Origin of the sequence: Achromobacter sp., from assembly GCF_049647645.1 — a bacterium.
In the GTDB taxonomy this organism is placed as follows: Bacteria; Pseudomonadota; Gammaproteobacteria; order Burkholderiales; family Burkholderiaceae_B; genus Achromobacter.
The window spans coordinates 1-24,795 of the sequence record NZ_JBARYB010000256.1 but is presented as its reverse complement, the minus strand read 5'-3'; the positions used below and the strand labels follow the sequence as shown (position 1 = coordinate 24,795).

Here is a 24,795-nt window from a genome sequence, read left to right as displayed (position 1 = left end):
CCAGCGGCAGGATCACGCGCGCCGTCAGGCCGCCGCCCGGACGGTCCTGCAGCCACAGCGAGCCGCCGTGGGCGACGGCCACCGAGCGCACGATGGACAGCCCCAGCCCGGATCCGGGCTGCGCTTCGCCGGCGCGGCCGCGGGTGAAGCGCTGCTGTACGGCGTCTTTCTCGTCGTCGGCCACGCCCGGGCCGCGGTCGGACACGGTCAGCGCCACGCGGAAACCCGCCACCGGCGTGGCCTGGATGTCCACGGGGCCGTCGGGCGCGTAGCGCAGCGCGTTGTCCACCAGATTGCGCAGCATCTCGCGCAAGGCGATCCGGTCGCCAGCGATGCGGGCGCGGCGGACCTCGGGCGCGATTTCGATGCGCAGGCGCTGCGCTTCCAGCGGGCCGATGCGGCGCCGCGTTTCGTTGACGGTTTCGGCCACGCCCACCAGGGTGCGCGAGCCTTTGCCCAGGCGATGGGTGATGGTGGCGTCCATCAGCAGCTGGTTGATCAACTGGCTGGCGTGCATGGCGTTCAGGTGGATGCGTTCCAGGCGCGCATGCAGCCGCTGCGGATCGGTTTCGTCCAGCGCCACCTCCGCCTGCGCGCGCAGCGAGGCCAGCGGCGTGCGGACCTGGTGCGCGGCATCCGCCACCAGGGTATTGAGCGTGCCCATGACGCCGGACAGGCGCTGCATGAAGCCGTTCAGCGCCTCGACCAGCCGGCGCACCTCGCGCGGCACGGGCGTCACCAGCGGCGCCAGATCGTCCGGCGCGCGGCTGCGCAATTCGCGCTCGACTACGGCAAGCGGGGCGAAGGCGCGCTGCACGCCGAACCACAGCAGGCCCAGCGCCACCAGCGACACCACCACCAGCGGCAGCGCGGTGCGTCCCAGGATCTCGTCGGCCAGCGCCTCGCGCGAGCCCAGCGTCTCGGCCACGCGTACCGTGACCCAGCCCGCATGCTGGCTGGCCGACACCAGCCGGCCCACGGTGGCGACACGCACCGGTTCGTCGTGATAGCGCAGGTAGGCGAACACCGGCGTGGCCGATTGCGCCAGCGGCATGCCGGGCGCCAGGTCGTCGTAGCCAGTAATAAGGCGGCCGTTGGAGGTACGGGCCTCGTAGAACACGCGTTCGCCGCCGGACAGCATGGCCAGCGAGGACACGGGCGGTTCGACGGTGACGTTGTTGTCTTCGATCTGCACCGAGCCGGCAATGGTCAGCGCCGAGGCCGCCAGCAGCCGGTCGAAAGCCTGCTCCGCCGCGCGCTGCGCGTAGCCGCGCAGGAAAAACACCAGCCCGATCAGCGCGCAGGCCAGCAGCAGCACGCCCAGCGCGAAGACGCGACGGCGGATGGAGAAATTTTCAGGGCTGTTCATGGCTGCGGGCCTGATAGCCGACGCCGCGCACGGTGACGATATCGATCGAGGCGCCCGCCAGCTTCTTGCGCAGCCGCGAGATCAGCAGCTCCAGCGCATTGAGCGTGCCGTCGTCCAGGTCGAAGAGCTGATTCATCAGCCGTTCCTTGGCGACGGTCTGGCCCAGCTTGCCGAGCAGGATCTCCAGCAGGCGGAATTCGCGCCGTCCTAACTCCAGCGGCGCGCCGGCCACGCTGACGTTGCGGTTGGCGAGATCCAGGCTGAGGTTGCCATAGACGGTGACGCTGCTGGTCTGGCCGGCCGGGCGGCGCATCAGCGCGCGCAGCCGGGCTTCGAGTTCCCGCAGGTCGAAGGGCTTGACCAGGTAGTCGTCGGCGCCCAAGTCCAGCATGTCGATCTTGTCTTCGATTTCGGAACGCGCGGTCATGACCAGCACGGGCGCTTCCAGCCCGGCGGCGCGCAGTTCGCGGATGACGGTAAATCCGTCCTTGCCAGGCAGATTGATGTCCAGCACGAGCGCGTCCCAGGTTTCGTCCAGTCCCCAACGCAACGCCGCCACGCCGTCGCGCACCCATTGCACGCTGTGGCCGGCGGAACGCAGCTTGCTTTCCACGGCATCGCCGAGATCGAGATTGTCCTCGACCAGCAAAATGCGCATGTGTTGTCTCCGTGTTTTTTTGTGGCTTTCGGGGAGTGTAAAGGGCTGGGATGGTTCTGTGGGTTTGGTGCTTGCGGTGGTGGTTGCTTCTTAAGGCGCCTGTCGCGTCGGTGGCCTGCGGGGCGCGGGGCAACGATTGCGGTCCGGAGCCTTCGCTCCGGACTTCCCCTTCGTCATCTTCGTCCAGGCCTACGGCCTTCCCTTCAGATTCCCTCGGGCTTATCGACGCCCCGCGCCCCGCAGGCCACCGACGCGACAGGCTCTGCTGATTGAATCTTCACGGGCGCTGGGCCGGTCAGTGTGCTTGGCGTTCTGGCCACGGATAGTGGGTGTTGGCGTGTCTTGCGGGGCCAGCCCCAGGCCGGCCGCGCGGGCGGCCTTTTGGGGCTTACGCGGTGTCGCGCGTCGCACGATGGCGCTGCGCGCAGGTGGCGGGGGTGTTCTCGTGGTGACGTGTATGGCAAGTGAAAATGGGGTCCGAATTTGGTGGGGCGCTGCGTTGGGGCGATGGTTAAGCGCGCGCGTCGGCCAGTAATCGTCACTTCAACGCAGATGCCGGATGGGTGGCGCGCGCCCGGGTCTACATGCGCAAGCGGCTATTCGCCGCGCGCCACCCATCACCGCCCACCCCCAAAAGACTGGGGACCATCAGCAAACCGCTCGCCGTATTCGCGCAAGCGAACACAATCGAAGTTTAAAAAATCATGTATGTCATTCTCGGCCGCCCGCGCGGCCGAGAATGACGGGCAGCTCAAGGCTCGTCCCCGACCACGGCTCTAGCGGCGCACCAGGCCAAGACACAAGTAGCCCATCGGCGCGGGTGCCTGGGTGGCGGGCAACCTCGATGCGCCCGAGGGAATCTGAAGGGAAGGCCGCAGGCCTGGACGAAGATGACGAAGGGGTAGCCCGGAGCGAAGGCTCCGGACCGCAATCGTGGGCGCCCGCCACCCAGGCACCCGCGCCGATGGGCGGCCTACGAAGCCCTGTAACGGTAGCCAAAACTATGCCAACGAAGCCTCGGACGAACTCAACACCAGCCAGCCACATAGCCAGGAAGCTACAAATCCCGCCTACTTCCCAGCACTATCCGACCAGCCCTTGGACAACTCCACAGCCTGCCTCCACCGCTTCATCCGCGCAGCCCGCACGGACTCCGGCCAAGTCGGCTCGAACGTCCGCTCCGCCTGCCACTTCGAGGCAAACTCATCCAGTCCCGACCAGAATCCCACCGCCAGTCCGGCCAACCCCGCAGCCCCCAGCGCAGTCGATTCCGATACGCGTGGACGCACCACCGGGACGCCCAGCAGGTCCGCCTGCATCTGCATCAGCAGGTCGTTGCGGGCCGCGCCGCCGTCCACGCGCAGTTCGGTCAGCGCGATGCCGCTGTCGCCGTTCATGCAGGTCAGCAGTTCCGCGCTTTGCAGCGCGATGGATTCCAGCGTGGCGCGGGCGATGTGGGCGCGGGTGGTGCCGCGGGTCAGGCCCACCAGCGTGCCGCGCGCATAGGGGTCCCAGTGTGGCGCGCCCAGGCCGGCGAAGGCCGGGACCATGAAGACGTCGTCGGTGTCGGCCACGCTGGCGGCCAGGGATTCGATTTCTTCCGAGCGCTGGATGATGCCCAGCCCGTCGCGCAACCATTGCACCGCGGCGCCCGCCACGAACACGCCGCCTTCCAGCATGTAGGTCGGGCGCCAGCCGCCATGGCTGGCCTGGGGCAGGCCCCAGCCTACCGTGGACAGCAGGTGGTTGCGGGATTGCACCGGTTTTTCGCCCACGTTCATCAGCATGAAGCAGCCGGTGCCGTAGGTGTTCTTGGCCATGCCCGGCGTGAAGCAGGCCTGGCCGAAGGTGGCGGCCTGTTGGTCGCCGGCCACGCCGGCGATGGGGATGGAGCCGCCCAGCCATTCGGGCAGGGCTTCGCCCACCACCGCGCTGCTGGGCGCGATTGTCGGCAGCACGCCGCGCGGGATCTTGAGCAGCGCCAGGATCTCGTCGTTCCAGTCCTGGGTGTGCAGGTCGAACAACATGGTGCGCGACGCATTGCTCGGATCGGTGCTGTGCACCGCGCCGCCGGTCAGTTGCCAGATCAGCCAGGTGTCCACGGTGCCGAAGGCCAGTTCGCCGCGCTCGGCCATCTGGCGCGCCCCGGGTACGTGGTCCAGCAGCCAGGCAAGCTTGGTGCCGGAGAAATAGGCGTCCAGCACCAGGCCGGTCCGCGATTGCAGGAAATCGGCGTGGCCGTCCTGGCGCAGCTGGTCGCACATCGGCGCCGTGCGGCGGTCCTGCCAGACGATGGCGCGGGCCAGCGGGCGGCCCGTGGCGCGTTCCCAGATCAGGGTGGTTTCGCGCTGGTTGGTGATGCCGATGGCGGCGATATCGGCGGCGGTCGCGCCGGCGTTGCGCAAGGCCTCGCGGGCCACGTCCAGCTGGCTGTGCCAGATCTCGCTGGCATCGTGCTCGACCCAGCCTGGCCGCGGATAGTGCTGGCGGAATTCGCGCTGGCCGACGCCGCGCACCACGCCTTCGCGGTCGAACACGATGGCGCGGGAGCTGGTCGTGCCCTGGTCCAGGGCTAGGACAAATTCATTCGTCGTCACTTTGTTTGGCGCCGTTCAGGTGTGCCCCGGCCAGAGGCTCGAGGCGTCTAAAGGAGAAGGTCGAGGCCATGCACAGCACCCCGACGACGATGAAGCCCGCGACGACGTCGCGGATCGCCAGCGTTTCCGCGCCGCGCAACGACATGCTGATGTTCAGCGTCACCGCGGCCACGCCCACGCCCAGGCTGATGCCGAGCTGCTGCGCCATGGCGGCGAAACTGCTGGCGCGGCTCATCTTGGACGGGGGAATGTCGGCATAGGTTAGCGTATTTACCCCAGTGAATTGCAGCGAGCGGAAAAAGCCGCCGACCAGCAGGATGGCGATCATCAGCCACACCGGCGTGGTGGGCGTGAAGGCGCCGCAGACCACGATGAACGCGCCCGCCAGCAGGGCGTTCACGGTCAGCACCCGGCGAAAGCCGAAATACCGAACGATGGGGGTGGCCACGAACTTCATCAGCAGCGCGCCCGCAGCGCTGGCGAAGGTGATCAGGCCGGCCGCGAACGGGGTGAGCCCGAAGCCTACCTGCAGCAGCATGGCCAGCAGGAAAGGCGTGGCGCCCACGGCGAAGCGGCACAGGTTGCCGCCCAGCGTGGAGATGGCGAAGGTGGGGATCCGCATCAAGGACAGGTCGATGATGGGGTGCTCCGTACGCTTGGCATGCCAGCCGTAGAGCAGGCCGCAGACCGTACCCACGGCGATCAGCCCCAGCAGCATGGACAGCGGCATGACGTCGCGGCCGATGGCCTCGAAGCCGCTGACCAGGGTCGCCAGGCAGATCGCGCTGAGCAGGAAGCCCGGCCAGTCCAGGCGCGGGGCGGATTCCTCGCGGATCTCGGCGACATAGCGCAGAACCAGGAAAATGCCCAGGATTCCGATGGGGATATTGATCAGGAAAATCCAGTGCCAGGACATATAGGTGACCATGAAGCCGCCCAGCGGCGGTCCGATCACCGGGCCCAACAGGGCCGGAATGGAGAGGAAGGACATGGCCTTTAGCAGGTCCTGCTTGGGCACGGTGCGCAGCAGGATGATCCGCCCCACCGGCACCATCATCGCGCCCGCCATCCCCTGGACGATGCGGGCCAGGACTAGTTGGGGCAGGTCCTGGGACAGCGCACAGGCCACGGAACTGAGCGTGAACAGGCCGATCGCCGCCACGAACACCCGCCGCGCCCCGTAGCGGTCGGCCGCCCAGCCGCTGACGGGCACGAAAACCGCCACCGAAAGCAGATAGGACGTAATGGCCACGTTCAGCCGCACCGGGGTGGATCCCAGGGCGCGGGCCATGGCCGGCAGGGCGGTGGCCACCACGGTGGCGTCCAGCATCTGCATGAACAGCGCGCAGCCTACGATGAAGGGAATCATGCGCGCCGCGCGCGCTGCTTGCTCACTGGAAAGAGGAGCGGGACGGGCTGCTGCTGCGGATTCTGCGGACATGGCGGGAGGGGGCGATGGGTGCCGCGAGATTGTAACGCCGGGGGGGAGGCCGCCGTGAAGTAAACTCCCCACATCCGAAACCCATTGAAATTGGTGCCATGGCGACCAACTACGAATCCGAGATCACTCTTTTCCTGAAAGACTTCAAGCAATCGCACCCTGGCACCGAAGAGCGCCAGCGCGAGGGCCGCGCCCGTCTTTGGGACAAACCGCAGGATTCGGAACTGCTGGAAGGCTTCCGTGCGGCCCGCGTGCCGCAAAGGCCGTACGTCTACCAGGCCGACTGAGCCCATTGCGGCAATCATGGCCCAACACGCTTCCGTCCCGGGCGACGCCCTGGCCGCGCTAGTGGAACCGCCCGTCGACAGCACTCCTGACACCATCGACAGCGTGGCGTTCGCGCGCCTGTATGGCGAGCCGCTGTTCCAGATGCCCACGGACCTGTACATCCCGCCGGATGCGCTGGAAGTGTTCCTGGAAGCGTTTGAAGGGCCGCTGGACCTGCTGCTCTACCTGATCCGCAAGCAGAACTTCAATGTGCTGGACATCCCCATGGCGGATGTCACGCGGCAGTACCTGTCGTATGTGGACCAGATCCGCATCCACAACCTGGAGCTGGCCGCCGAGTACCTGCTGATGGCGGCGATGCTCATCGAGATCAAGTCGCGCATGCTGCTGCCGGTCAAGAAGAGCGACACCGGCGAAGAGGCGGAAGATCCGCGCGCCGAACTGGTGCGCCGCCTGCTCGAGTACGAACAGATGAAGCTGGCGGCCAAGAAGCTGGACGCGATGCCGCAGCTGGGCCGCGATTTCGTCAGCAGCCAGGCGGTGGCCGACCTGAGCGTGGAACGCATGCTGCCCGAGGTCAGCGTCGACGACCTGCGCGCGGCCTGGGCCGACATCATGAAGCGGGCCAAGCTGAACCAGCATCACCACATCACGCGCGAGCAGTTGTCCGTGCGCGATCACATGACGCACATCCTGCGGCGCCTGAACGACGTGCGCTTCATGGAATTCGGCGATCTGTTCATGGAGCGCGTCCGCGAAGGCGCGCCCGCGGCGGTGGTCGTCGTGCATTTCATCGCCATGCTGGAACTGGCCCGCGAGTCCTTGCTGGAAATTACGCAGGCCGAGCCCTATGCTCCCATCTACGTGCGCCTGGCCTACACCAGCGTGGCGGCGGTCGCGGCCTGATCCTGACCGGGCTGCCCCCAACCCCGGAGACTCCTCTTGAAAGTCGTACACACCATCCAGGAATTGCGTGATCACCTGCGCGGCCAGAACCGCGTGTCGTTCGTGCCCACCATGGGCAACCTGCACGAAGGCCACCTGTCCCTGATGAAGCTGGCGCGCCAGCATGGCGACCCGGTGGTGGCCAGCATCTTCGTGAACCGCCTGCAATTCGGCCCCAACGAGGATTTCGACCAATATCCCCGCACGCTCGCCGCCGACATCGAGAAGCTCGAGCGCGAGCGCGACGTCTATGTGCTGTTCGCGCCGAACGAGCGCGAGATGTATCCCGAGCCGCAGAACTTCCGCGTGCAGCCGCCCGATGACCTGGGCGACATCCTGGAAGGCGAGTTCCGCCCCGGTTTCTTCGAAGGCGTCAGCACCGTGGTGCTGAAGCTGTTTTCCTGCGTGCAGCCGCGCGTGGCCGTGTTCGGCAAGAAGGATTACCAGCAGCTGATGGTGGTGCGCAACATGTGCCGCCAGTTCCAGCTGCCGGTGGAAGTGCTGGCGCACGAGACCGTGCGCGCCGAGGACGGCCTGGCGCTGTCCTCGCGCAACCGCTATCTGAGCGAGGCCGACCGCGCCGAGGCGCCCGCGCTGTACGCCGCGCTGCAGCACGCCAACCAGCGTCTGGCCCAGGGCGAACGCGATGCCGCCGCCCTGGAGCGCGAAGCCACCGAGACCCTGGCTCGGCGCGGCTGGCAGGTGGACTACGTGGCCTTGCGCCGCCAGCGCGACCTGAAGCGCCCCGAAGCCGCCGACCTGCAGGCCGGCGAACCGCTGGTAGCCCTGGCGGCGGCGAAGCTGGGCGCGACCCGCCTGATCGACAATCTGGAACTGGCCTACACGGCCTGAGGCGGCCAGGTTCTTGGGGGTGGCGTCCATGTCCACCCCTGAAAGAATTACCAGCTTACGTCGTGGCGGGCGGCGGATCAGACTCGGCGCAATCCTACATTGCAAGCGAGCCGCCCCATGCAAGCTCCCCGTCCCGACCTGGAAGCCGTTCTTTCCTCGCTCACGCCTCGCGAACGGCAGATCGTCACCTACGTGGCCGCCGGCCGTCCCAACAAGGTCATCGCCATAGACCTGGGTATTTCGCTGCGCACCGTGGAAGCCCACCGCTCCCGCATTTTCACCAAGCTGCAGGTCCGCAATGCCATGCAACTGGCCTGCCGGCTGTGCGAGCACGGACGTTCTGGCGCGTCGCCCGTGCCGGGCGCAGCGGGCGCGGACCGCGAACATGCGCTGATTCCCAGGCCGCTGCCCGGCAGCGCCAGTCCGAGCTACGTGCTGCACGAGGCGCCGAGGCCGGAATACGGCCGATGTCTGGCGAGCCTCGCGCCACCCCATCCTGATCGTGGTGGCGATCCAGGCCGCGATGCCGGGTAGCGCAAAAGCACCGGGCCCGACGAACGCAATATTCGTCGGGCCCGGAGGTAGGGCGCTTGCGCGGCAGCGTGTTCAACGGCCGCCGGCGGGCCTCAAGGGCACTTGGGCGCTGCCGCCTTGGCTAATTCGTCGATCGGGTCCAGATCCGGCTGGCGGGTCAGGTTGTAGTTCAGGTTGGGCGTTTGGCCGTCGATGGAACGCACGCGCAGCACGTTGTTGGCCGCAACCACGAATTCCGCGCGGCCATTGCCCTGGCCATCCATCAGGATGACGCGCGGCGGGCGTTCCTCGGTGGCGTCCCAGCAGCCTTGCTCGGTGACCGGCGGGCCTTTCTTGGGATCGTTTTCCAGATAGGCCACGCGGCCACGCCAGCGGCCGTTGGGCGCAAGCGTCAGCGTTACGCGCTGCGCCGTGCACTGCATGGCGGGCGAGAAGCACGGCAAGGTGCCCATGTAGGTCTGCGGTTGCGGTACCAGGCTCTGCACGGCCGCGTTGGGCGCGCCAGGACTGGCTGCGGCGGGTGCGCTCGCGGCAGAGGCGGTGGTGGTATGTTCGGTGTCGGCCGGAACGGCCTGGCCGTCCTCGGTGGTCTGACCGCCGGCGGCAGCCTGGGCGGCCTGATTCTGGTTCTTGCGGGGGGCGTCCGGCTTGAGCGCGATCTGCACTTGCGACGGCGCGCGGATGACGCTGCGGTAACCTGCGCCCGACCCCTGGTACTGCGCGTCGGTCACGGTGCTTTCGGCCGGAGGGTCGTAATAGCCTTCGGTCTTCTGTTGGGCACAGCCAGCCGCGCCCAATGCGGTGCCTGCGAGCAGCAGCCCCATGACGCTGAGTTTGCGGGAGCGGGTACCGATTTCTACGCGCGCGGTCATGGCAGCTTATCCGTATGTTGAGTCTGTCTCCGATTTTACGCACTTATGCGAAGATTCGATACGTTCCCCTTAGCCGCTCTTGGGCATCGTCAACACTTTATGCACTATTTACGACACGGCCGCCGCAGGCCTGCCACGCGCACTGCCGCCAGCTCCCGGTGCGGCGCCGCTGCGGCGCTGCGTCGCGCGGGCGGATGACGGCGATGCGGCATGTCTTCGATCTGCCTCTGGGCGTGTTCATCGGCCTGGCGGCATTGGCCGGCCTGTTCGTCGGCAACTGGCTGACGGTGCTGACGCACCGGCTGCCGCGCATGATGGAACAGGAATGGCAGGCGCACTGCCAGGAAGCGGCAGGCAAGCCGCCTGCCGCGGGCCGCTATGGCTTGTGGTCGCCGGCCTCGCACTGCCCCGCCTGCAATACCCCGGTGACCGGCTGGCAGCGGCTGCCGTTGCTGGGCTGGCTGTTGCTGCGGGGCCGCTGCCGCGCTTGCGAAGCGGCCATAGGCTGGCGCTACCCGGCCATCGAATTGCTGACCTGTGCTCTGTTCGCCGCTTGCGCCTGGCGTTTCGGCGCCACGCCGCTCGCCATCTCCGCCATGGGCCTGTCTGCCACGCTGGTGGCGTTGGCCTGGATCGATTTCGAATCCACGCTGCTGCCCGATGCGCTGACCCAGCCGCTGCTCTGGGCCGGGCTGCTGGTCAATTTGTTCGGCGCCTATGCCAGCCTGCAGATGGCGGTGGTGGGGGCGGTGGCGGGCTACGTCTTTCTGTGGGTTATCTTTCATGTATTCCGCCTGCTGACGGGGCGCGAGGGCATGGGCTACGGCGACTTCAAGCTGCTTGCGGCACTGGGCGCGTGGTTCGGCGTGGAGGCCCTGCCGACGCTGCTGCTGAGCGCATCGCTGCTGGGCGTGCTGATCGGCGGCGCGTTGACCTTGAGCGGCCGCGCCGGCCGCGGACAGCCGTTGCCATTCGGGCCCTATCTTGCGCTGGCGGGCGTCGTGACGCTGCTGGTGGGCGGCGAACAAGGGCTGGGGCAGTTTTTGCAATAGGGCGGTTCATGCCCTGCATGGGGTGGGCGGTATGTTGAAAATAGGTCTGACGGGCGGCATCGGGTCGGGCAAGTCCAGGGTGGCGGACATGCTCGCGGAATGGGGCGCCACGCTGGTCGATACCGACGAGATCGCGCGCGAGCTGACCGCTGCGGGCGGGGCGGCCATGCCTGCGATCGAACGCGAGTTCGGCCGCCGCGCGCTGACGCCGGACGGCGCGCTGGACCGCGCCTGGATGCGCGATCAGGCGTTCTCGGATCCGCAGGTGCGCTTGCGGCTGGAAGCCGTGCTGCATCCCGTTATTGGCCAGGAGACCGAGCGCCAGGCCGATGCCGCGAGCGGCGCGTACCTGGTCTTCGTGGTGCCACTGCTAGTGGAGTCGCTGCCGCGCTGGCGGACGCGCCTGGACCGCATCTGCGTGGTCGACTGCGACCCCGACACGCAGGTGGCGCGGGTGCGCCAGCGCAGCGGGCTGACGGAGCCAGCCATACGGCGTATCATGGCGGCACAGGCTGCGCGGGCAAGCCGTCTGGAAGTCGCCGACGACGTCATCGTCAATGACGGCGGCACTACGCCGGACCAATTGCGCGCGCAGGCGAAGACCCTGCATGACCGCTGGCTGGCGCTGGCGAGCACGACGGGCCGGCAAGCCCCGGGCTAAGCCGGCACCCCTGATAAACATTGGCCAGCCGGCCAACACAGATGGGCCTGTAAAGAAGCGTGATTGTTTACGAATACCCCTTCAATGAGCGCATCCGCGCTTATCTGCGGCTGGAATACCTGTTCGACAGGTTGTTCTTCTTTGTCCGCGAGGGGGACTCGCGCCTGCACCAGGTTGCCGTTACCTCCCTGTTCGATCTGCTCGATGCCTGCGAACGCACCGACGTGAAAGGCTCGGTCCTGCAAGACCTGGAGCGTCAGCGCATGGCGCTGGTCGGGCTGCGCGACCACCCCGGCGTGGCGCAGGACGCGCTCGAAGCCATGCTGCGCGAAATGGAAAAGGTGACCACGGCGCTGGCCGCGCCCGGAAAGACCGGCCAGTCCCTGCGCGAAAACGAATGGCTGACCAGCCTGCGCGGACGTTTGTCCGTGCCGGGTAGCGCCACGCAGGTCGACATGCCGTCGTACTTTGCCTGGCAGAACAAATCCGAGGCCGCGCGCTGCGCGGACCTGCAGGCCTGGGTCGCGCCCTTCATCCCTTTGTATGACGGCCTGACCCTGGCCTTGCGCCTGCTGCGCGAATCCGGCCGCAAGTCCGATATCGTGGGCGAGCAGGGGGCGTACCAACAGATGCTGGGCGGCAAGCAGTTCCAGCTGCTGCGGGTCTGGCTGGACCCGTCCCAGGGCGTGTTTCCCGAGATCAGCGCCAATAAGTACATGATCTGGATACGTTTTTCCACCCAGGACGGCGAATTCAAGCCCCAGCAGGTCGCGCGCGACGTGCCCTTCCAGATGACCCTCTGCAGCTCATAGGATGGGCTGGCGGGGGAACCCCGCGCCAGCGCCCAGGCTGGAAAACATGCCCGTCAGGCCGCGCCCGGGCTGGGCAGGACCCGTCGGGCACAGGGGGCGAGGCCGCGCCACGCTTCCCTCCCGGCCAGATTCCTGTTGCTCCCAGTTTCAACTAGGGATCGCGGCGCCGGAAACCGGGACGGTCTGGTACACAATACGGCTTTCTCCGCCCGTGCCGGAACCGTTCCATGCCTGATAGCCGTCCCGTATCTCCGCCCACCCGTTGGACCCGCCGCCGCCTTGTTGGGCTGGCGTTGGTATTGCTAGTTGCGGCGGGCATCGCCTGGCTGGTGCTGCGGCCCGCGGCCAAGCCGGGTGGAGCAGGCGGGCCAGGAGGGCGCGGCGGCAGGCCGCCGGCGGGCGCCATGATGACGCCGGCGGTGCCGGTGCGCGTTGCCACGGCCACCAAGCAAGACATCGACATCTACCTGAAATCGCTGGGCACGGTCACCGCCTACAACACCGTTACCGTACGCAGCCGGGTCAGCGGCGAACTGGTGGAAGTGGCCTTCCAGGAAGGCCAGCGCGTGAAGGCTGGGGACCTGCTGGCGCAGGTGGACCCGCGCGCGTTTCAGGTGGCCCTGGATCAGGCGCGCGGCACGCAGATGCAGAATCTGGCGCAGCTGGAGAACGCCCGGCGCGACCTGCAGCGCTATCAGGCGCTGTTCAAGCAGGACTCGATCGCCAAGCAGCAGGTCGACACGCAGGCGGCGCTGGTGCGTCAGTACGAGGGCACGGTCAAGAGCGACCAGGCCAATGTGGACAATGCCCGCCTGCAGCTGGATTACGCGCGGATCACGGCGCCGATCAGCGGCCGCCTGGGCCTGCGCCAGGTGGACCGCGGCAATCTGGTGTCCAGCTCGGACGCCAACGGCCTGGTGGTGATCACGCAGACCCAGCCGATTTCCGTGGTGTTCACGCTGCCGGAGACCCAGCTGCCCGAAGTGCGCGCCGAGATCGCGGCCGGCAAAACGCTGGCCGTGGACGCCTATGACCGTGCCGACACCCGGCGCATCGCCACCGGCCAGCTGGAAACCATGGACAACCAGATCGACGTGACCACCGGCACCTTGAAGCTGAAGGCGCGCTTTGACAACGCCGACGACGCGCTCTTCCCCAACCAGTTCGTCAACGTGCGCCTGCACGTGCTGACGCGCAAGGACGTGACCGCGATCCCCACCGCCGCCATCCAGCAAGGCTCGGCTGGCGCCTTCGTGTTCCTGGTGCAGCCGGACGACACCGTGCAGGTGCGCCAGCTGAAGCTGGGCGCGGTCAACAATGGCATGGTGGCCGTCAACGAAGGTCTGCAGCCCGGCGACCGGGTGGTGGTCGAAGGCACCGACCGCCTGCGCGCGGGGGCCAAGGTGGAAGTGGCTGGCGGCTCGGACGTGGTCCCCGCCGCCCGCGACAAGAACCTGGGCGCGGGCGCCCCGGCCGGCACCACGCCGCCGTCGAAGTAAGCCGGGAAACGCCGTGAGTCCGTCGCGCCTGTTCATTCTGCGTCCGGTGGCCACCACGCTGTCGATGGTGGCCATCCTGATTGCCGGTTTCATCGCCTACCGGCTGCTGCCCGTTTCGGCCCTGCCGGAAGTGGACTATCCGACGATCCAGGTGGTGACGCTGTACCCCGGCGCCAGCCCCGACGTGATGACCTCGCTGGTCACCTCGCCATTGGAGCGGCAGTTCGGGCAGATGCCGGGCCTGAACCAGATGTCGTCCACCAGTTCGGGCGGCGCCTCGGTCATCACCTTGCAGTTCAACCTGACCCTGCCGCTGGACGTGGCCGAGCAGCAGGTGCAGGCGGCGATCAACGCGGCCTCCAACCTGCTGCCCAGCGACCTGCCGGTGCCGCCGACCTACAACAAGGTGAACCCGGCGGACGCGGCGGTGCTGACGCTGGCGATCACTTCGCCCACCATGCCCTTGCCGCAGGTGCGCGACCTGGTCGATACGCGGGTGGCGCAGAAGCTGTCGCAGATTCCTGGCGTGGGCCTGGTCAGCGTGGCGGGCGGGCAGCGGCCAGCGGTGCGGGTGCAGGTCAATCCGCAGGCGCTGGCGGCCAATGGTCTGGCCATGTCGGACTTGCGCACGGCTATCGTCGGCGCCAACGTCAATCAGCCCAAAGGCAATCTGGACGGGCCGCAGCGTTCCACCACCATCAATGCCAACGATCAGCTCAAGACGCCCACCGACTACAACGACCTGATCATCGCGTACAAGAACAACGCGCCGCTGCGCCTGTCCGACGTGGCGCGCGCGGTCGAAGGCGCCGAGGACACGCGCCAGGCGGCCTGGGCCGGCGATAAACCCGCCATCCTGCTCAACATCCAGCGCCAACCGGGCGCCAACGTGATCGACGTGGTCAACCGGATCCAGGCGCTGTTGCCGCAGTTGCGCGGCGCCTTGCCCGCGACCCTGGACGTGAGCGTGGTGTCCGACCGCACCCAGACCATCCGCGATTCGGTGGCCGACGTGCAGTTCGAGATGATGCTGGCCGTGGCCCTGGTGGTCATGGTGACCTTCGTGTTCCTGCGCAGCCTGACGGCCACCCTGATTCCCAGCGTGGTCGTGCCCCTGTCGCTGGTGGGCACCTTCGGCATCATGTATCTGGCCGGCTTCTCCATCAACAACCTGACCCTGATGGCGCTGACGATCGCCACCGGCTTCGTGGTGGACGACGCCATCGTCATGATCGAGAACATCGCCCGCCACATCGAGGAAGGCGAAACGCCGCTGCAGGCCGCGCTCAAGGGCGCTTCGCAGATCGGCTTCACGCTGATCTCGCTGACCTTCTCGCTGATCGCGGTGCTGATTCCGCTGCTCTTCATGACCGAAGTGGTGGGGCGGCTGTTCCGCGAGTTCGCCATCACGCTGGCGGTGTCCATCCTGATATCGCTGGTGGTATCGCTGACCCTGACGCCCATGATGTGCGCGCGCCTCCTGCGCGCCGAGTCCGAGCAGAAGCATGGCCGCTTCCATCAGGCAACGGGCGCCTTCATCGACCGCGTCATCGCCGGCTACGACCGCTGGCTGCAGGTAGTGCTGCGCCACCAGACGCTGACGCTGATCGTGGCGCTGGCAACCTTCGCGTTGACCGTGCTGCTTTACATGGTGATTCCCAAAGGCTTCTTCCCGCAGCAGGATACCGGCCTGATCCAGGCCATCACCCAGGCGCCGCAATCGATTTCGTTCCCGGCCATGGCCGAGCGTCAGCGCACGGCGGCGCGCCTGGTGCTGGAGGATCCCGACGTGCAGGCGGTGTCGTCCTTCATCGGGGTGGACGGCAGCAACGCCACGCTCAGCGCCGGGCGCATGCAGATCGCGCTTAAACCGCAATCCGAGCGCAACGGCAACCTGCGCACGGTGATGGCGCGGCTGGAGCAGGCCCTGGCGAAGCAGGACGGCCTGACCGTCTACATGCAGCCGGTGCAGGACCTGACCATCGAGGACCGCGTGAGCCGCACGCAGTACCAGATGACCTTGTCCAATCCCGATCTGAAAGTCCTGAGCGAATGGACGCCCAAGCTGGTGAACCGCTTGCGGCAGGTGCCTGGCCTGAAGGACGTGACCGACGACCTGCAGGACGACGGCCTGCAAACCTGGGTCGAGATCGACCGCGACGCCGCGTCGCGGCTGGGCATCACGGCGGCGGTGATCGACGAGGCGCTGTACAACGCCTTCGGCCAGCGGCTGATTTCCACCATCTTCACGCAGTCCAACCAGTACCGCGTGGTGCTGGAGGTCGAGCCGCAGTTCCAGGTGACGCCGGCCTCGCTGGGGCAGATCCACGTGCCCACTTCGACCGGGGCGCAGGTGCCGCTGTCGTCGGTGGCGCACATCAGCGAGGGCAAGACCGTGCTGGCCGTGAACCGGCTGGACCAGTTCCCCATGGTGACGGTGTCCTTCAACCTGGCGCCGGGCGCGTCGCTCTCCGGCGCGGTGGAGGACATCATCGCGGCCGAGGCCGAGATCGGCCTGCCCGCCGGCGTTGAGACGCGCTTCCAGGGCGCGGCGCTGGCGTTCCAGAATTCGCTGTCCAGCACGTTGTGGCTGATTCTGGCCGCGGTGGTGACGATGTACATCGTGCTGGGGGTGCTGTACGAAAGCTATATCCACCCCATCACCATCCTGTCGACGCTGCCTTCGGCAGGCGTGGGCGCGCTGCTAGCGCTGCTGATCAGCGGGACCGAGCTGGACATGATAGGGATCATCGGCATCATCCTCCTGATCGGCATCGTCAAGAAGAACGCCATCATGATGATTGACTTCGCGTTGGACGCGGAGCGCAAGCGCGGCTTGAGCCCGCGCGCGGCCATCCACGAGGCGGCGCTGCTGCGCTTCCGGCCCATTCTGATGACCACTCTGGCCGCGCTGTTCGGCGCGCTGCCGCTGATGCTGTCGACCGGCACGGGCGCGGAGCTGCGCCAGCCGCTGGGCCTGGTGATGGTGGGCGGGCTGCTGCTGTCGCAGGTGCTGACGCTGTTCACCACGCCGGTCATCTACCTGATGTTCGACCGCATGTCGCGCCGCTGGCGCGGCGTGGACCAGGCGCAGGCGGGGGATGCGTCATGATCCTGTCGGCACCCTTCATCGTCAGGCCGGTGGCGACCACGCTGCTGAGCCTGGCGGTTGTGCTGGCAGGCTTGCTGTCGTTCTTCCTCTTGCCGGTGGCGCCGCTGCCGCAGGTGGACATTCCCACCATTTCGGTCTCGGCCAGCCTGCCGGGCGCCAGTCCCGAAACCATGGCGTCCAGCGTGGCCACGCCGCTGGAGCGTTCGCTGGGCAGCATTGCCGGCGTCACCGAGATGACCTCCAGCAGTTCGCAGGGTTCCACCCGCATCACGCTGCAATTCGATCTTTCGCGCGACATCAACGGCGCGGCCCGCGACGTGCAGGCCGCCATCAATGCGGCGCGTTCGCTACTGCCGACCAGCCTGCGCAGCAATCCCACATACCATAAGTCCAATCCGTCCGATGCGCCCATCATGACCCTGGCGCTGACGTCCGACACGCTCAGCCAGGGCCAGCTGTACGACATCGCTTCGACCATCGTGGCGCAGAAGCTGTCGCAGGTGGACGGCGTGGGCGAAGTGACGGTGGGCGGCAGTTCGCTGCCGGCGGTGCGCGTCACCGTGCTGCCGGGCGCGCTGGCCAACCGCGGGGTGTCGCTGGACCAGCTGCGCGCCACGCTGGCCAATGCCAACGCCAACCGCCCCAAGGGCGTGCTGGAGAATGACCGCTACCACTGGCAGATCATGGCCAGCGACCAGCTCAGCCGTGCCGAGCAGTACCGGCCGCTGATCGTCGCCTGGAAGGACGGCGCGCCGGTGCGCGTATCCGACGTGGCCCGGGTCGAGGATTCGGTCGAAGACCTGTACCAGACCGGCTTCTATAACGACCGCAAGGCCATCCTGATGATCGTACGGCGCCAGGCCGACGCCAACATCATCGAGGCGGTGGACGCGGTGCGCGCCCAGTTGCCCATTCTGCAGGCCCTGATGCCGGCGGACGCCCACATGACGGTGGCGCAGGACCGCACGCCCAGCATCCGCGCGTCGTTGCATGAAGCCGAACTGACGCTGATCATTGCCGTGGGCCTGGTGGTGCTGGTGGTGCTGCTGTTCCTGCGGCGCTGGCGCGCGGCCATCATCCCCAGCGTGGCGGTGCCGGTGTCGCTGATCGGCACCTTCTGCGTCATGTATCTCAGCGGCTTCACGCTGAACACCATTTCATTGATGGCGCTGATCGTGGCGACCGGCTTCGTGGTGGACGACGCCATCGTGGTGCTCGAGAACATCATGCGCCATGTGGAGCGCGGCATGTCGCCGATGCGCGCGGCGCTGCGCGGCTCGCGCGAAGTGGGCTTTACCGTGCTGTCGATGAGCTTGTCGCTGGTGGCGGTGTTCATTCCCATCCTCTTGATGGGCGGCGTGGTGGGCAGGCTGTTCCGCGAATTCGCGGTGACGCTGTCGGCCGCCATCATGGTGTCGCTGGTGGTGTCGCTGACCTTGACGCCGATGATGTGCGCGCGCCTGTTGCGCCAGGAAGCGCCCGAAGAGAAGCCGCCCGGACGGCTGGCGCGCTGGTCCGAGCGCGGCTTTGACGCGATGCTGGACGGCTACCGCCGCAGCCTGCGCTGGGCGCTGACGCACAGCCGCCTGATGATGCTGATCCTGGCCGTTGCCGTGGGCTTGAACGTCTACCTGTACACCGTGGTGCCCAAGGGCTTCTTCCCGCAGCAGGACACGGGCCAGCTGCTGGGCTTTTTCCGGGTGGACCAGGGGACCTCGTTCCAGGCCACGCTGCCCAAGCTGGAGGCGTTGCGCAAGGTGGTGTTGGCGGATCCGGCGGTGCAGAGCATGACGGGCTATGCCGGCGGACGCGGCGGCAGCAACAGTAGCTTCATGCAGATTCAGTTGAAGCCCCTGGAAGAGCGGCAGGTCTCGGCGGACGTGGTCATCAACCGGCTGCGCGGCAAGCTGCAAAACATGCCGGGCGCGCGCATGTTCCTGGTGTCGCAGCAGGACATCCGCATTGGCGGCCGCCAGAGCCAGGGCTCCTACGACTACTCGCTGATGGCCGGCGACCTGCAATTGCTGCGCACCTGGATGCCCAAGGTGCAGCAGGCCATGGCGCAGATTCCCGAGATCACCGACGTCGATACCGACGTCGAAGACAAGGGCCGCCAGATCAACCTGGTGATCGATCGCGAGGCCGCTACCCGCCTGGGCGTGAGCATGTCCACCATCTCCACGGTGCTGAACAATTCGTTCAGCCAGCGCCAGGTGTCGGTAATGTACGGGCCGCTGAACCAGTACCACGTGGTGCTGGGCGTGGATCCGAAATTCGCGCAGGACATCGAATCGCTCCGGCAGGTCGAGGTCATCACCGCGGCCGGCGCGCGCGTGCCGCTGTCGGCCTTCACCCGCCTGGAAAATGCCAACGCGCCGCTCAGCGTGCAGCACCAGGGGCTGTTCGTGGCCGATACCATCTCGTTCAGCCTGGCGCCGGGCGTGTCGCTGGGCCAGGCCACCAGCGCCATCGATGCGGCGGTGGCGCGCATCGGCCTGCCGTCCGACCAGATCCAGGCCGGCTTCCAGGGCACGGCCGCGGCCCTGCAGCAGACGCTGGCGCAGCAGCCCTGGCTGATCCTGGCCGCGCTGGTCACCATGTACATCGTGCTGGGCATCCTGTACGAGAGCTTCGTCCATCCGCTGACCATTCTGTCGACCCTGCCGTCGGCCGGCCTGGGGGCGTTGCTGGCGCTGCTGCTGGTGCGCTACGACTTCACGTTGATCGCGCTGATCGGGGTGTTCCTGCTGATCGGCATCGTCAAGAAGAACGCCATCATGATGGTGGACTTTGCGCTGGATGCCGAGCGCACCCAGGGCATGAGTCCGCGCGACGCGATCTTCCAGGCATGCCTGACGCGCTTTCGCCCCATCATGATGACGACCATGGCTGCCATCTTCGGCGCGCTGCCGCTGGTGCTGGCCACCGGCGCGGGGGTCGAGATGCGCCAGCCGCTCGGCATTACCATAGTCGGCGGCCTGGTCCTGAGCCAGATCCTGACGCTGTACACCACGCCCGTGGTCTATCTTTACCTGGACCGCTTCCGTCTCTGGGCCGCGCGCAGGCGTGCGCCCAAGGACGGGTCCTCCGCTTCCATAGAACCTACATGATGCGCATCGCCAAGCCTGTCCCGAACCTGTTTCTTCCCCGCAGCATCGCCGCGGCCGCGCTGTGCGCGCTGCTGGGCGCTTGCGCGGTCGGCCCCGATTACCAGCGCCCGGCGCTGGACGTGGGCGCGGCCTACAAGGAAGGCCAGGGCGAAGTCGAGGGCTGGAAGCCTGCCCGGCCGCAGGATCAGGCCGAGCGCGGCGCGTGGTGGCGGGTCTATGACGACGTGACCTTGAACGGCCTGGTGGAGCGCCTGAACGCTTCCAACCAGACCGTGGCCCAGGCCGAGGCCAACTACCGGCAGGCGTTGGGCCTGGTGCGCGGCGCGCGCGCCGGTTTCTTCCCGACGGTGGGCGCGGGCGCGGGCATGACGCGCTCGGGCAGCGGCGGCGGGCAGAGCGGTTCCACCTCTGCTTCCGGCAGCAATGTCTCGAACCAGTATTCGCTGACCGGCAACGTCAGCTGGGAAGTGGACCTGTGGGGCCGCGTGCGCCGCAGCGTGGAATCCTCGGAAGCCAGCGCCGCGGCCAGCCTGGCCGACCTGGGCGCCACGCGCCTGAGCGCGCAGGCCGCGCTGGTGCAGGCCTACCTGCAACTGCGCGTGCTGGACGAGCAGAAGCGCCTGCTGGACGCCACCGTGGCGGCCTACGAAAAATCCTTGCAGCTGACGCAGAACCGCTACGCCGTGGGCGTGGCTGGGCAGGCCGACGTGGCCGTGGCGCGCACGCAGGTGGAAAGCACGCGCGCGCAGTCCATCGACCTGGATTGGCAGCGCGGCCAGCTCGAACACGCCATCGCCGTGCTGATGGGCCAGGCGCCGTCGCAATTCAGCCTGCCGCCCACGGTGTTCGCGCTGCAATTGCCGCAGATCCCGGTGGGCCTGCCGTCCGAACTGCTGGAGCGCCGTCCCGATGTGGCGGCCGCCGAGCGCCGCGCGGCCGCCGCCAATGCGCAGATCGGGGTGGCGCAGGCGGCATGGTTTCCCAACCTGATCCTGTCGGCCGACGGCGGTTTCCGCAACGGCCAGTTCGCGGAACTGCTGACGGCGCCTGCGCGTTTCTGGTCGCTGGGGCCGGCGCTGGCGCTAACGATATTCGACGGCGGCGCGCGCGAAGCGCAAGTGGAACAGGCCCGCGCGTCCTACGACGCACAGGCGGCCGCCTACCGTCAGGCGGCCTTGACCGGACTGCGCGAGGTCGAGGATTACCTGATCCAGTTGCGCGTCATGGAAAACGAACAGGTGGTGCAGCGCCGTGCCCTCGAATCGGCGCGCGAATCGCTGCGCCTGACCCAGAACCAGTACAAGGCCGGTCTGGTCGATTACCTGAGCGTGGCGGTGGTGGACGCCACCGCGCTCAACAGCGAACGCAATGCGCTGAGCTTGCTGGGCAACCGCTTCGCGGCCAGTGTCAATCTGATCGTGGCGCTGGGCGGGGGCTGGGAGGGCTTGCCTCCCGCCGGGGCGCAGGCGCGCGCGGACAATCAGGCCGCGCCTGCGGCAGCAGCGCCCGCGCAGCCCTGATGTTCCGCCGCGCGGGTGCCTGATGGAACACTGGCGTGGTCAACGCCAGTGGCGCCTCAGCCGCGCGGCATGAAGGCGACGACCAGCCAGGCCGCCGCCGCCGGCACCGCGAACACCAGCAGCAGGATGGGCAGCTCCTCGCGCACCGTGTAGCCGGCGCGCGTCACGCCGACCCACATGTTGACGACCGACATCAGCAGCCACGCGGGCAGGAACCATTTGGCGGCGGCAATCGAGCCGGCCGCGTCGCCGCCCCATTGCTTGCCGAACAGCGCGAACACGGCCAGCAGCAGCAGGCCTCCGACGATGGTCAACAGTACGTGCATGGCGACGCTCCTATTTGGTGGTGTAGCCGCCGTTGATCAGGACCGTCTGTCCGGTGATCCACCAGCCGTCCGATACCAGGAACCGGATGAAGGGTACGACGTCTTCGATGTCGGTCAGCCCGGTTTTCGAGAACGGCGACAGGGCGGCCGCGGTCTTATGGTACGCCACCGCGTCGGCGCCTTCGGCCGGATAAAAGAAAGGCGTGTCCATGGGGCCGGGGCCTACCGCCGTCACCGAAATGCCGCGCGCGCCGAATTCCTTGGAGGCGGCGCGGGTGTAGTGTTCCACCGGCGCCTTGGTGCCGGCATAGGCCGCGTAGAAGGGCGTGTAGGCGCCCAACAGCGAGGTCACCAGCGTGCAGATCTTGCCGTTGTCGTTGACGTGGCGGCCGGCCTCCTTCAAGAAGAAAAATGCGGACTTCGAGTTCACCGCGGTCATCTCGTCGTATTCCGCCTCCGTGATTTCGGTGAAGGGCTTCTTCAGCACTTTGCCGACGGTATTGATCGCAATGTCCGGCCGGCCTACCGCGGTTACCGCGTCTGCAAACAATTTTTCCATCGCGCCGGCCGAGGTCAGGTCGGCCTGCAGGGCGACAGCCTGCGCACCCGCCGCCTTGACGGCGGCGACCGTCGCGTCCGCGTCGGCCTTGGTTCCCGCGCTGTTGTAGTGCACCGCCACCGCCCGCGCGCCTTGCTGCGCCAGGTCGCGCGCGATCAGTCCGCCCAGGTTCTTCGCGCCGCCCGCGATGATGACGGTTTTGCCTTTGATTCCGTGGTCTGCCATGGTCCTCTCCGCTATCGGGCCGCCGAATGCGAACCCCAATGCAGACGATGATATATTCCACAAAATCCGCATAAAACTGCTATTTCTGGTATCTCTATCCAGAAATAACGAACAGTGAGGTTAGCCCTCGCAGGAGCTGCCCATCCCATGGACCGCATAGACCTGTTCCGGGTGTACGCCCGCGTCGTCGAGTGCGCGAACTTTTCGCGCGCGGCGGATACGCTGGGCCTGCCGCGCTCCACCGTGTCCGCCGCCGTGCAGGAACTGGAGGGTCGGCTGGGCGCGCGGCTGTTGAACCGCACCACGCGGCAAGTGGCGCCCACGCAGGAGGGCGCGGCCTTCTATGAGCGCTGCCTGCGCTTGGTGGCCGACATGGAAGAGGCCGAGAACCTTTTCCGCCACGCCTCGGTCGGCCCCAGCGGCATGCTGCGCATCGACGTGCCTGGCCGCATCGGCCGCCTCATCGTGGCGCCGGCGCTGCCGGCATTTTTGGAAGCCTATCCGCAGATCGACGTCACGCTGGGCGTGACGGACCGGGCCGTCAATCTGATCGAGGAAGGGGTGGACTGCGTGCTGCGGGTCGGTGTGCTGCCGGACTCGGGCCTGGTGGCGCGGCCGATAGGCATGCTGCGGCTGATCAACGTCGCCAGCCCGGCCTACCTTGCACGCCATGGCGTGCCGGCGACGCCGGACGACCTGGCGGCGGGGCATGCCTGCGTGAACTACGCCTCGCCATCGACTGGCCGGCTGGCGCCTTGGGAATGGCTGGATGGCGGCGCGTCCCGCACCGTGCAGCTGGGCGGGCGGGTCACGGTCAACAGCGCCGAAGCCTACATCGCCAGCTGCGTCGCGGGGCTGGGCCTGATCCAGATTCCGGCCTACGACGTGCAGCCGCAGATCGCTGCGGGCGAACTGGTCGAAGTCATGCCGGACTATCAGCCTGCGCCCATGCCGATGACGCTGCTCTATCCGCAGCGCCGCTCGCCGTCGCGGCGGCTGCAGGTGTTCGCGGACTGGCTGGAAGCGCTGCTGCGGCCAGCTTGCGGCCTGGGCTGAAGGCAAAAAAAGACCGGCCGTCGTGCTGACGGGCCGGCCTTGTAGGCGGTGGACTGACCGCCGCCTGGCCTGTAGCCGCAGGAACTACAGCTGGATCGCCGACAGGTCCGGACGCCGAAGGTGCCAGTCGGTCGCCGCCTGGAACGCCATGCCGAGGCGGCCCAGCGCGTCTTCGCCGTTGGGCTTGCCCAGCAGTTGCACGCCGATGGGCATGCCGTCCGCGGAAAATCCGGCGGGCAGGGCCAGGCCCGAGGCATTGACGTAATTGCCGGGCCGGGTGAACGCCGCCAGCGGCGTGGCGGCCTCGTCCACTTCCTCCAGCGGGCAGGCGGCAAACGGCAGGCAGGGCGCCAGGACCGCGTCGTAGTCGCGCATCCAGTCCTGCCAGGCCGCGCAGGCGCGGGCGTGGGCCTGTAGCGCCAGCACGTAATCGGCGGCGCTTGTCTGCTTGCCGCCCAGCACGCGGGCGCGCACGTAGCGGCCCAGGGGCAGGCTGTCGTCCTCGATATAGTCGCGGTGCTGGGCGTAGGCTTCGGCCGCGATGATCAGGCCGTTGCGCAGCATCATGTCGTGGAAATCGAAGGGGAAGGGCGCTTCCACGCATTCCGCGCCCAGGTCCGCCAGCGCGCGCCGCGTATCGTCCAGTGCGTTCTGTACCGCGGCATCGATGGCGATGGGGTACTGCGCCTGCGGCATGAGGGCGATGCGCATGCCGGCGAGCGGTTTTGCGCCCGCGCGCAGATCGCGGTAGCGGTAGGCGGGCACGCCGCGCGTCACCGGATCGCGCGGATCTGGGCCGGACATGGCAGCGGTCAGCAGCAACGAATCGCGGGTGTCGCGGGTCAACGGACCGATCGAATCCAGGGTGTGGGACAGCGCCACCGAGCCGTACAGGCTGATGAGTCCGCGCGTGGTTTTCAGTCCGGTGATGCCGTTGAGGGCGGCGGGAATCCGTACCGAGCCGCCGGTGTCCGAGCCCAGCGCGGCGGGCGCCAGGCCCGCGGCCACGGCTACGCCGGAGCCGCTGGAGGAACCGCCGGGGATGCGGGCGCGCACCAGGTCCCAGGGATTGCGCGGGGTGCCCATGACGGGGTTGGTGCCCCAGCCGCCGAAAGCGAATTCCACCATGTGCGTCTTGCCCAGCACCACCATGCCGGCATCGATCAGGCGCGTTACGGCGGTGGCGGTGACTGTGCTGCGGCGCTCGCGCCAGGCTTGCGAGCCGGCCGTGGTGATCTGGCCCTCGATGTCGCACAGGTCCTTGACGGCCACGGGCAGGCCGTCCAGCGGGCCGAGCAGGCCGTAGC

At 67.6% G+C, this 24,795-nt stretch carries 20 protein-coding genes; 12 read left to right on the top strand and 8 right to left on the bottom strand.

Translation table 11 applies throughout. From position 1 onward, the window contains the following. From WBB14_RS29110 to WBB14_RS29095, 4 genes are all read right to left on the bottom strand, one after another. On the bottom strand, positions 1-1,369 hold a 1,369-nt coding region (locus WBB14_RS29110), incomplete at its 3' end, for a sensor histidine kinase (RefSeq protein ID WP_424242829.1). Beyond that, a complete protein-coding gene (locus WBB14_RS29105; RefSeq protein WP_424242828.1) occupies positions 1,356-2,027 on the bottom strand; it encodes a response regulator transcription factor in 672 nt (223 codons plus the stop codon). The genes WBB14_RS29105 and WBB14_RS29110, both read right to left, overlap by 14 nt. Positions 2,028-3,097: 1,070 nt before the next feature. Next, positions 3,098-4,624: a glycerol kinase GlpK gene (gene glpK / locus WBB14_RS29100; RefSeq protein WP_424242827.1), complete on the bottom strand. Its 1,527-nt coding sequence runs from the start codon at positions 4,622-4,624 to the stop codon at positions 3,098-3,100. Then, positions 4,611-6,065, bottom strand: coding sequence for a DHA2 family efflux MFS transporter permease subunit (locus tag WBB14_RS29095; RefSeq protein WP_424242826.1), 1,455 nt, complete (start codon positions 6,063-6,065; stop codon positions 4,611-4,613). Before WBB14_RS29095 ends, glpK begins: the two co-directional genes overlap by 14 nt. Before the next feature lie 98 nt (positions 6,066-6,163). Here WBB14_RS29095 and WBB14_RS29090 point away from each other — a divergent pair, with 98 nt between their 5' ends. From WBB14_RS29090 to WBB14_RS29075, 4 genes are all read left to right on the top strand, one after another. Then, complete coding sequence (locus WBB14_RS29090; RefSeq protein WP_013391300.1) at positions 6,164-6,352, top strand: DUF3460 family protein; 189 nt, start codon at positions 6,164-6,166, stop codon at positions 6,350-6,352. Between the two features lie 16 nt (positions 6,353-6,368). Beyond that, entirely contained in the window at positions 6,369-7,259 is an 891-nt protein-coding gene (locus WBB14_RS29085) for a segregation and condensation protein A (RefSeq protein WP_013391301.1), read from the top strand. Between the two features lie 36 nt (positions 7,260-7,295). Continuing rightward, positions 7,296-8,150, top strand: a complete 855-nt coding sequence (gene panC, locus WBB14_RS29080; RefSeq protein WP_424242825.1) for a pantoate--beta-alanine ligase — start codon at positions 7,296-7,298, stop codon at positions 8,148-8,150. Positions 8,151-8,267: 117 nt separating this feature from the next. After that, a complete protein-coding gene (locus WBB14_RS29075) occupies positions 8,268-8,684 on the top strand; it encodes a response regulator transcription factor (protein ID WP_424242824.1) in 417 nt (138 codons plus the stop codon). A 92-nt stretch (positions 8,685-8,776) separates the two neighbouring features. Here WBB14_RS29075 and WBB14_RS29070 read toward each other — a convergent pair whose 3' ends face one another. After that, positions 8,777-9,556 carry a copper resistance protein NlpE N-terminal domain-containing protein gene (locus WBB14_RS29070; protein ID WP_424242823.1) on the bottom strand — a complete coding sequence of 260 codons (780 nt, stop codon included), beginning with the start codon at positions 9,554-9,556 and terminating at the stop codon, positions 8,777-8,779. 203 nt (positions 9,557-9,759) lie between these two features. On the opposite strand from WBB14_RS29070, the gene WBB14_RS29065 reads away from it, so the two are divergent. The 7 genes from WBB14_RS29065 to WBB14_RS29035 all read left to right on the top strand — a co-directional run bounded on the left by WBB14_RS29065 (position 9,760) and on the right by WBB14_RS29035 (position 21,322). After that, positions 9,760-10,608, top strand: a complete 849-nt coding sequence (locus WBB14_RS29065) for a prepilin peptidase (protein ID WP_424242822.1) — start codon at positions 9,760-9,762, stop codon at positions 10,606-10,608. Positions 10,609-10,639: 31 nt separating this feature from the next. Next, positions 10,640-11,269, top strand: a complete 630-nt coding sequence (coaE, locus tag WBB14_RS29060) for a dephospho-CoA kinase (RefSeq protein WP_424242821.1) — start codon at positions 10,640-10,642, stop codon at positions 11,267-11,269. A 59-nt stretch (positions 11,270-11,328) separates the two neighbouring features. Further along, a complete protein-coding gene (gene zapD, locus WBB14_RS29055) occupies positions 11,329-12,081 on the top strand; it encodes a cell division protein ZapD (RefSeq protein ID WP_424242820.1) in 753 nt (250 codons plus the stop codon). Positions 12,082-12,308: 227 nt separating this feature from the next. After that, positions 12,309-13,580, top strand: a complete 1,272-nt coding sequence (locus WBB14_RS29050; RefSeq protein ID WP_424242819.1) for an MdtA/MuxA family multidrug efflux RND transporter periplasmic adaptor subunit — start codon at positions 12,309-12,311, stop codon at positions 13,578-13,580. Continuing rightward, complete coding sequence (locus WBB14_RS29045; protein WP_424242830.1) at positions 13,495-16,692, top strand: MdtB/MuxB family multidrug efflux RND transporter permease subunit; 3,198 nt, start codon at positions 13,495-13,497, stop codon at positions 16,690-16,692. The genes WBB14_RS29050 and WBB14_RS29045 overlap by 86 nt, the downstream gene beginning before the upstream one ends. Next, positions 16,689-19,802, top strand: coding sequence for a multidrug efflux RND transporter permease subunit (locus tag WBB14_RS29040; RefSeq protein ID WP_424242818.1), 3,114 nt, complete (start codon positions 16,689-16,691; stop codon positions 19,800-19,802). The genes WBB14_RS29045 and WBB14_RS29040 overlap by 4 nt, the downstream gene beginning before the upstream one ends. Then, a complete protein-coding gene (locus WBB14_RS29035; RefSeq protein ID WP_424242817.1) occupies positions 19,799-21,322 on the top strand; it encodes an efflux transporter outer membrane subunit in 1,524 nt (507 codons plus the stop codon). The genes WBB14_RS29040 and WBB14_RS29035 overlap by 4 nt, the downstream gene beginning before the upstream one ends. A gap of 56 nt (positions 21,323-21,378) precedes the next feature. Here WBB14_RS29035 and WBB14_RS29030 read toward each other — a convergent pair whose 3' ends face one another. Further along, complete coding sequence (locus WBB14_RS29030; RefSeq protein ID WP_013391312.1) at positions 21,379-21,648, bottom strand: hypothetical protein; 270 nt, start codon at positions 21,646-21,648, stop codon at positions 21,379-21,381. Positions 21,649-21,658: 10 nt separating this feature from the next. Next, a complete protein-coding gene (locus tag WBB14_RS29025) occupies positions 21,659-22,432 on the bottom strand; it encodes an SDR family oxidoreductase (protein ID WP_424242816.1) in 774 nt (257 codons plus the stop codon). Between the two features lie 147 nt (positions 22,433-22,579). On the opposite strand from WBB14_RS29025, the gene WBB14_RS29020 reads away from it, so the two are divergent. Then, complete coding sequence (locus WBB14_RS29020) at positions 22,580-23,488, top strand: LysR substrate-binding domain-containing protein (protein ID WP_424242815.1); 909 nt, start codon at positions 22,580-22,582, stop codon at positions 23,486-23,488. 84 nt (positions 23,489-23,572) lie between these two features. On the opposite strand, the gene WBB14_RS29015 is transcribed toward WBB14_RS29020, so the two are convergent. Next, positions 23,573-24,795 (bottom strand): amidase (locus WBB14_RS29015; RefSeq protein WP_424242814.1); only part of this gene is annotated, 1,223 nt, incomplete at its 5' end.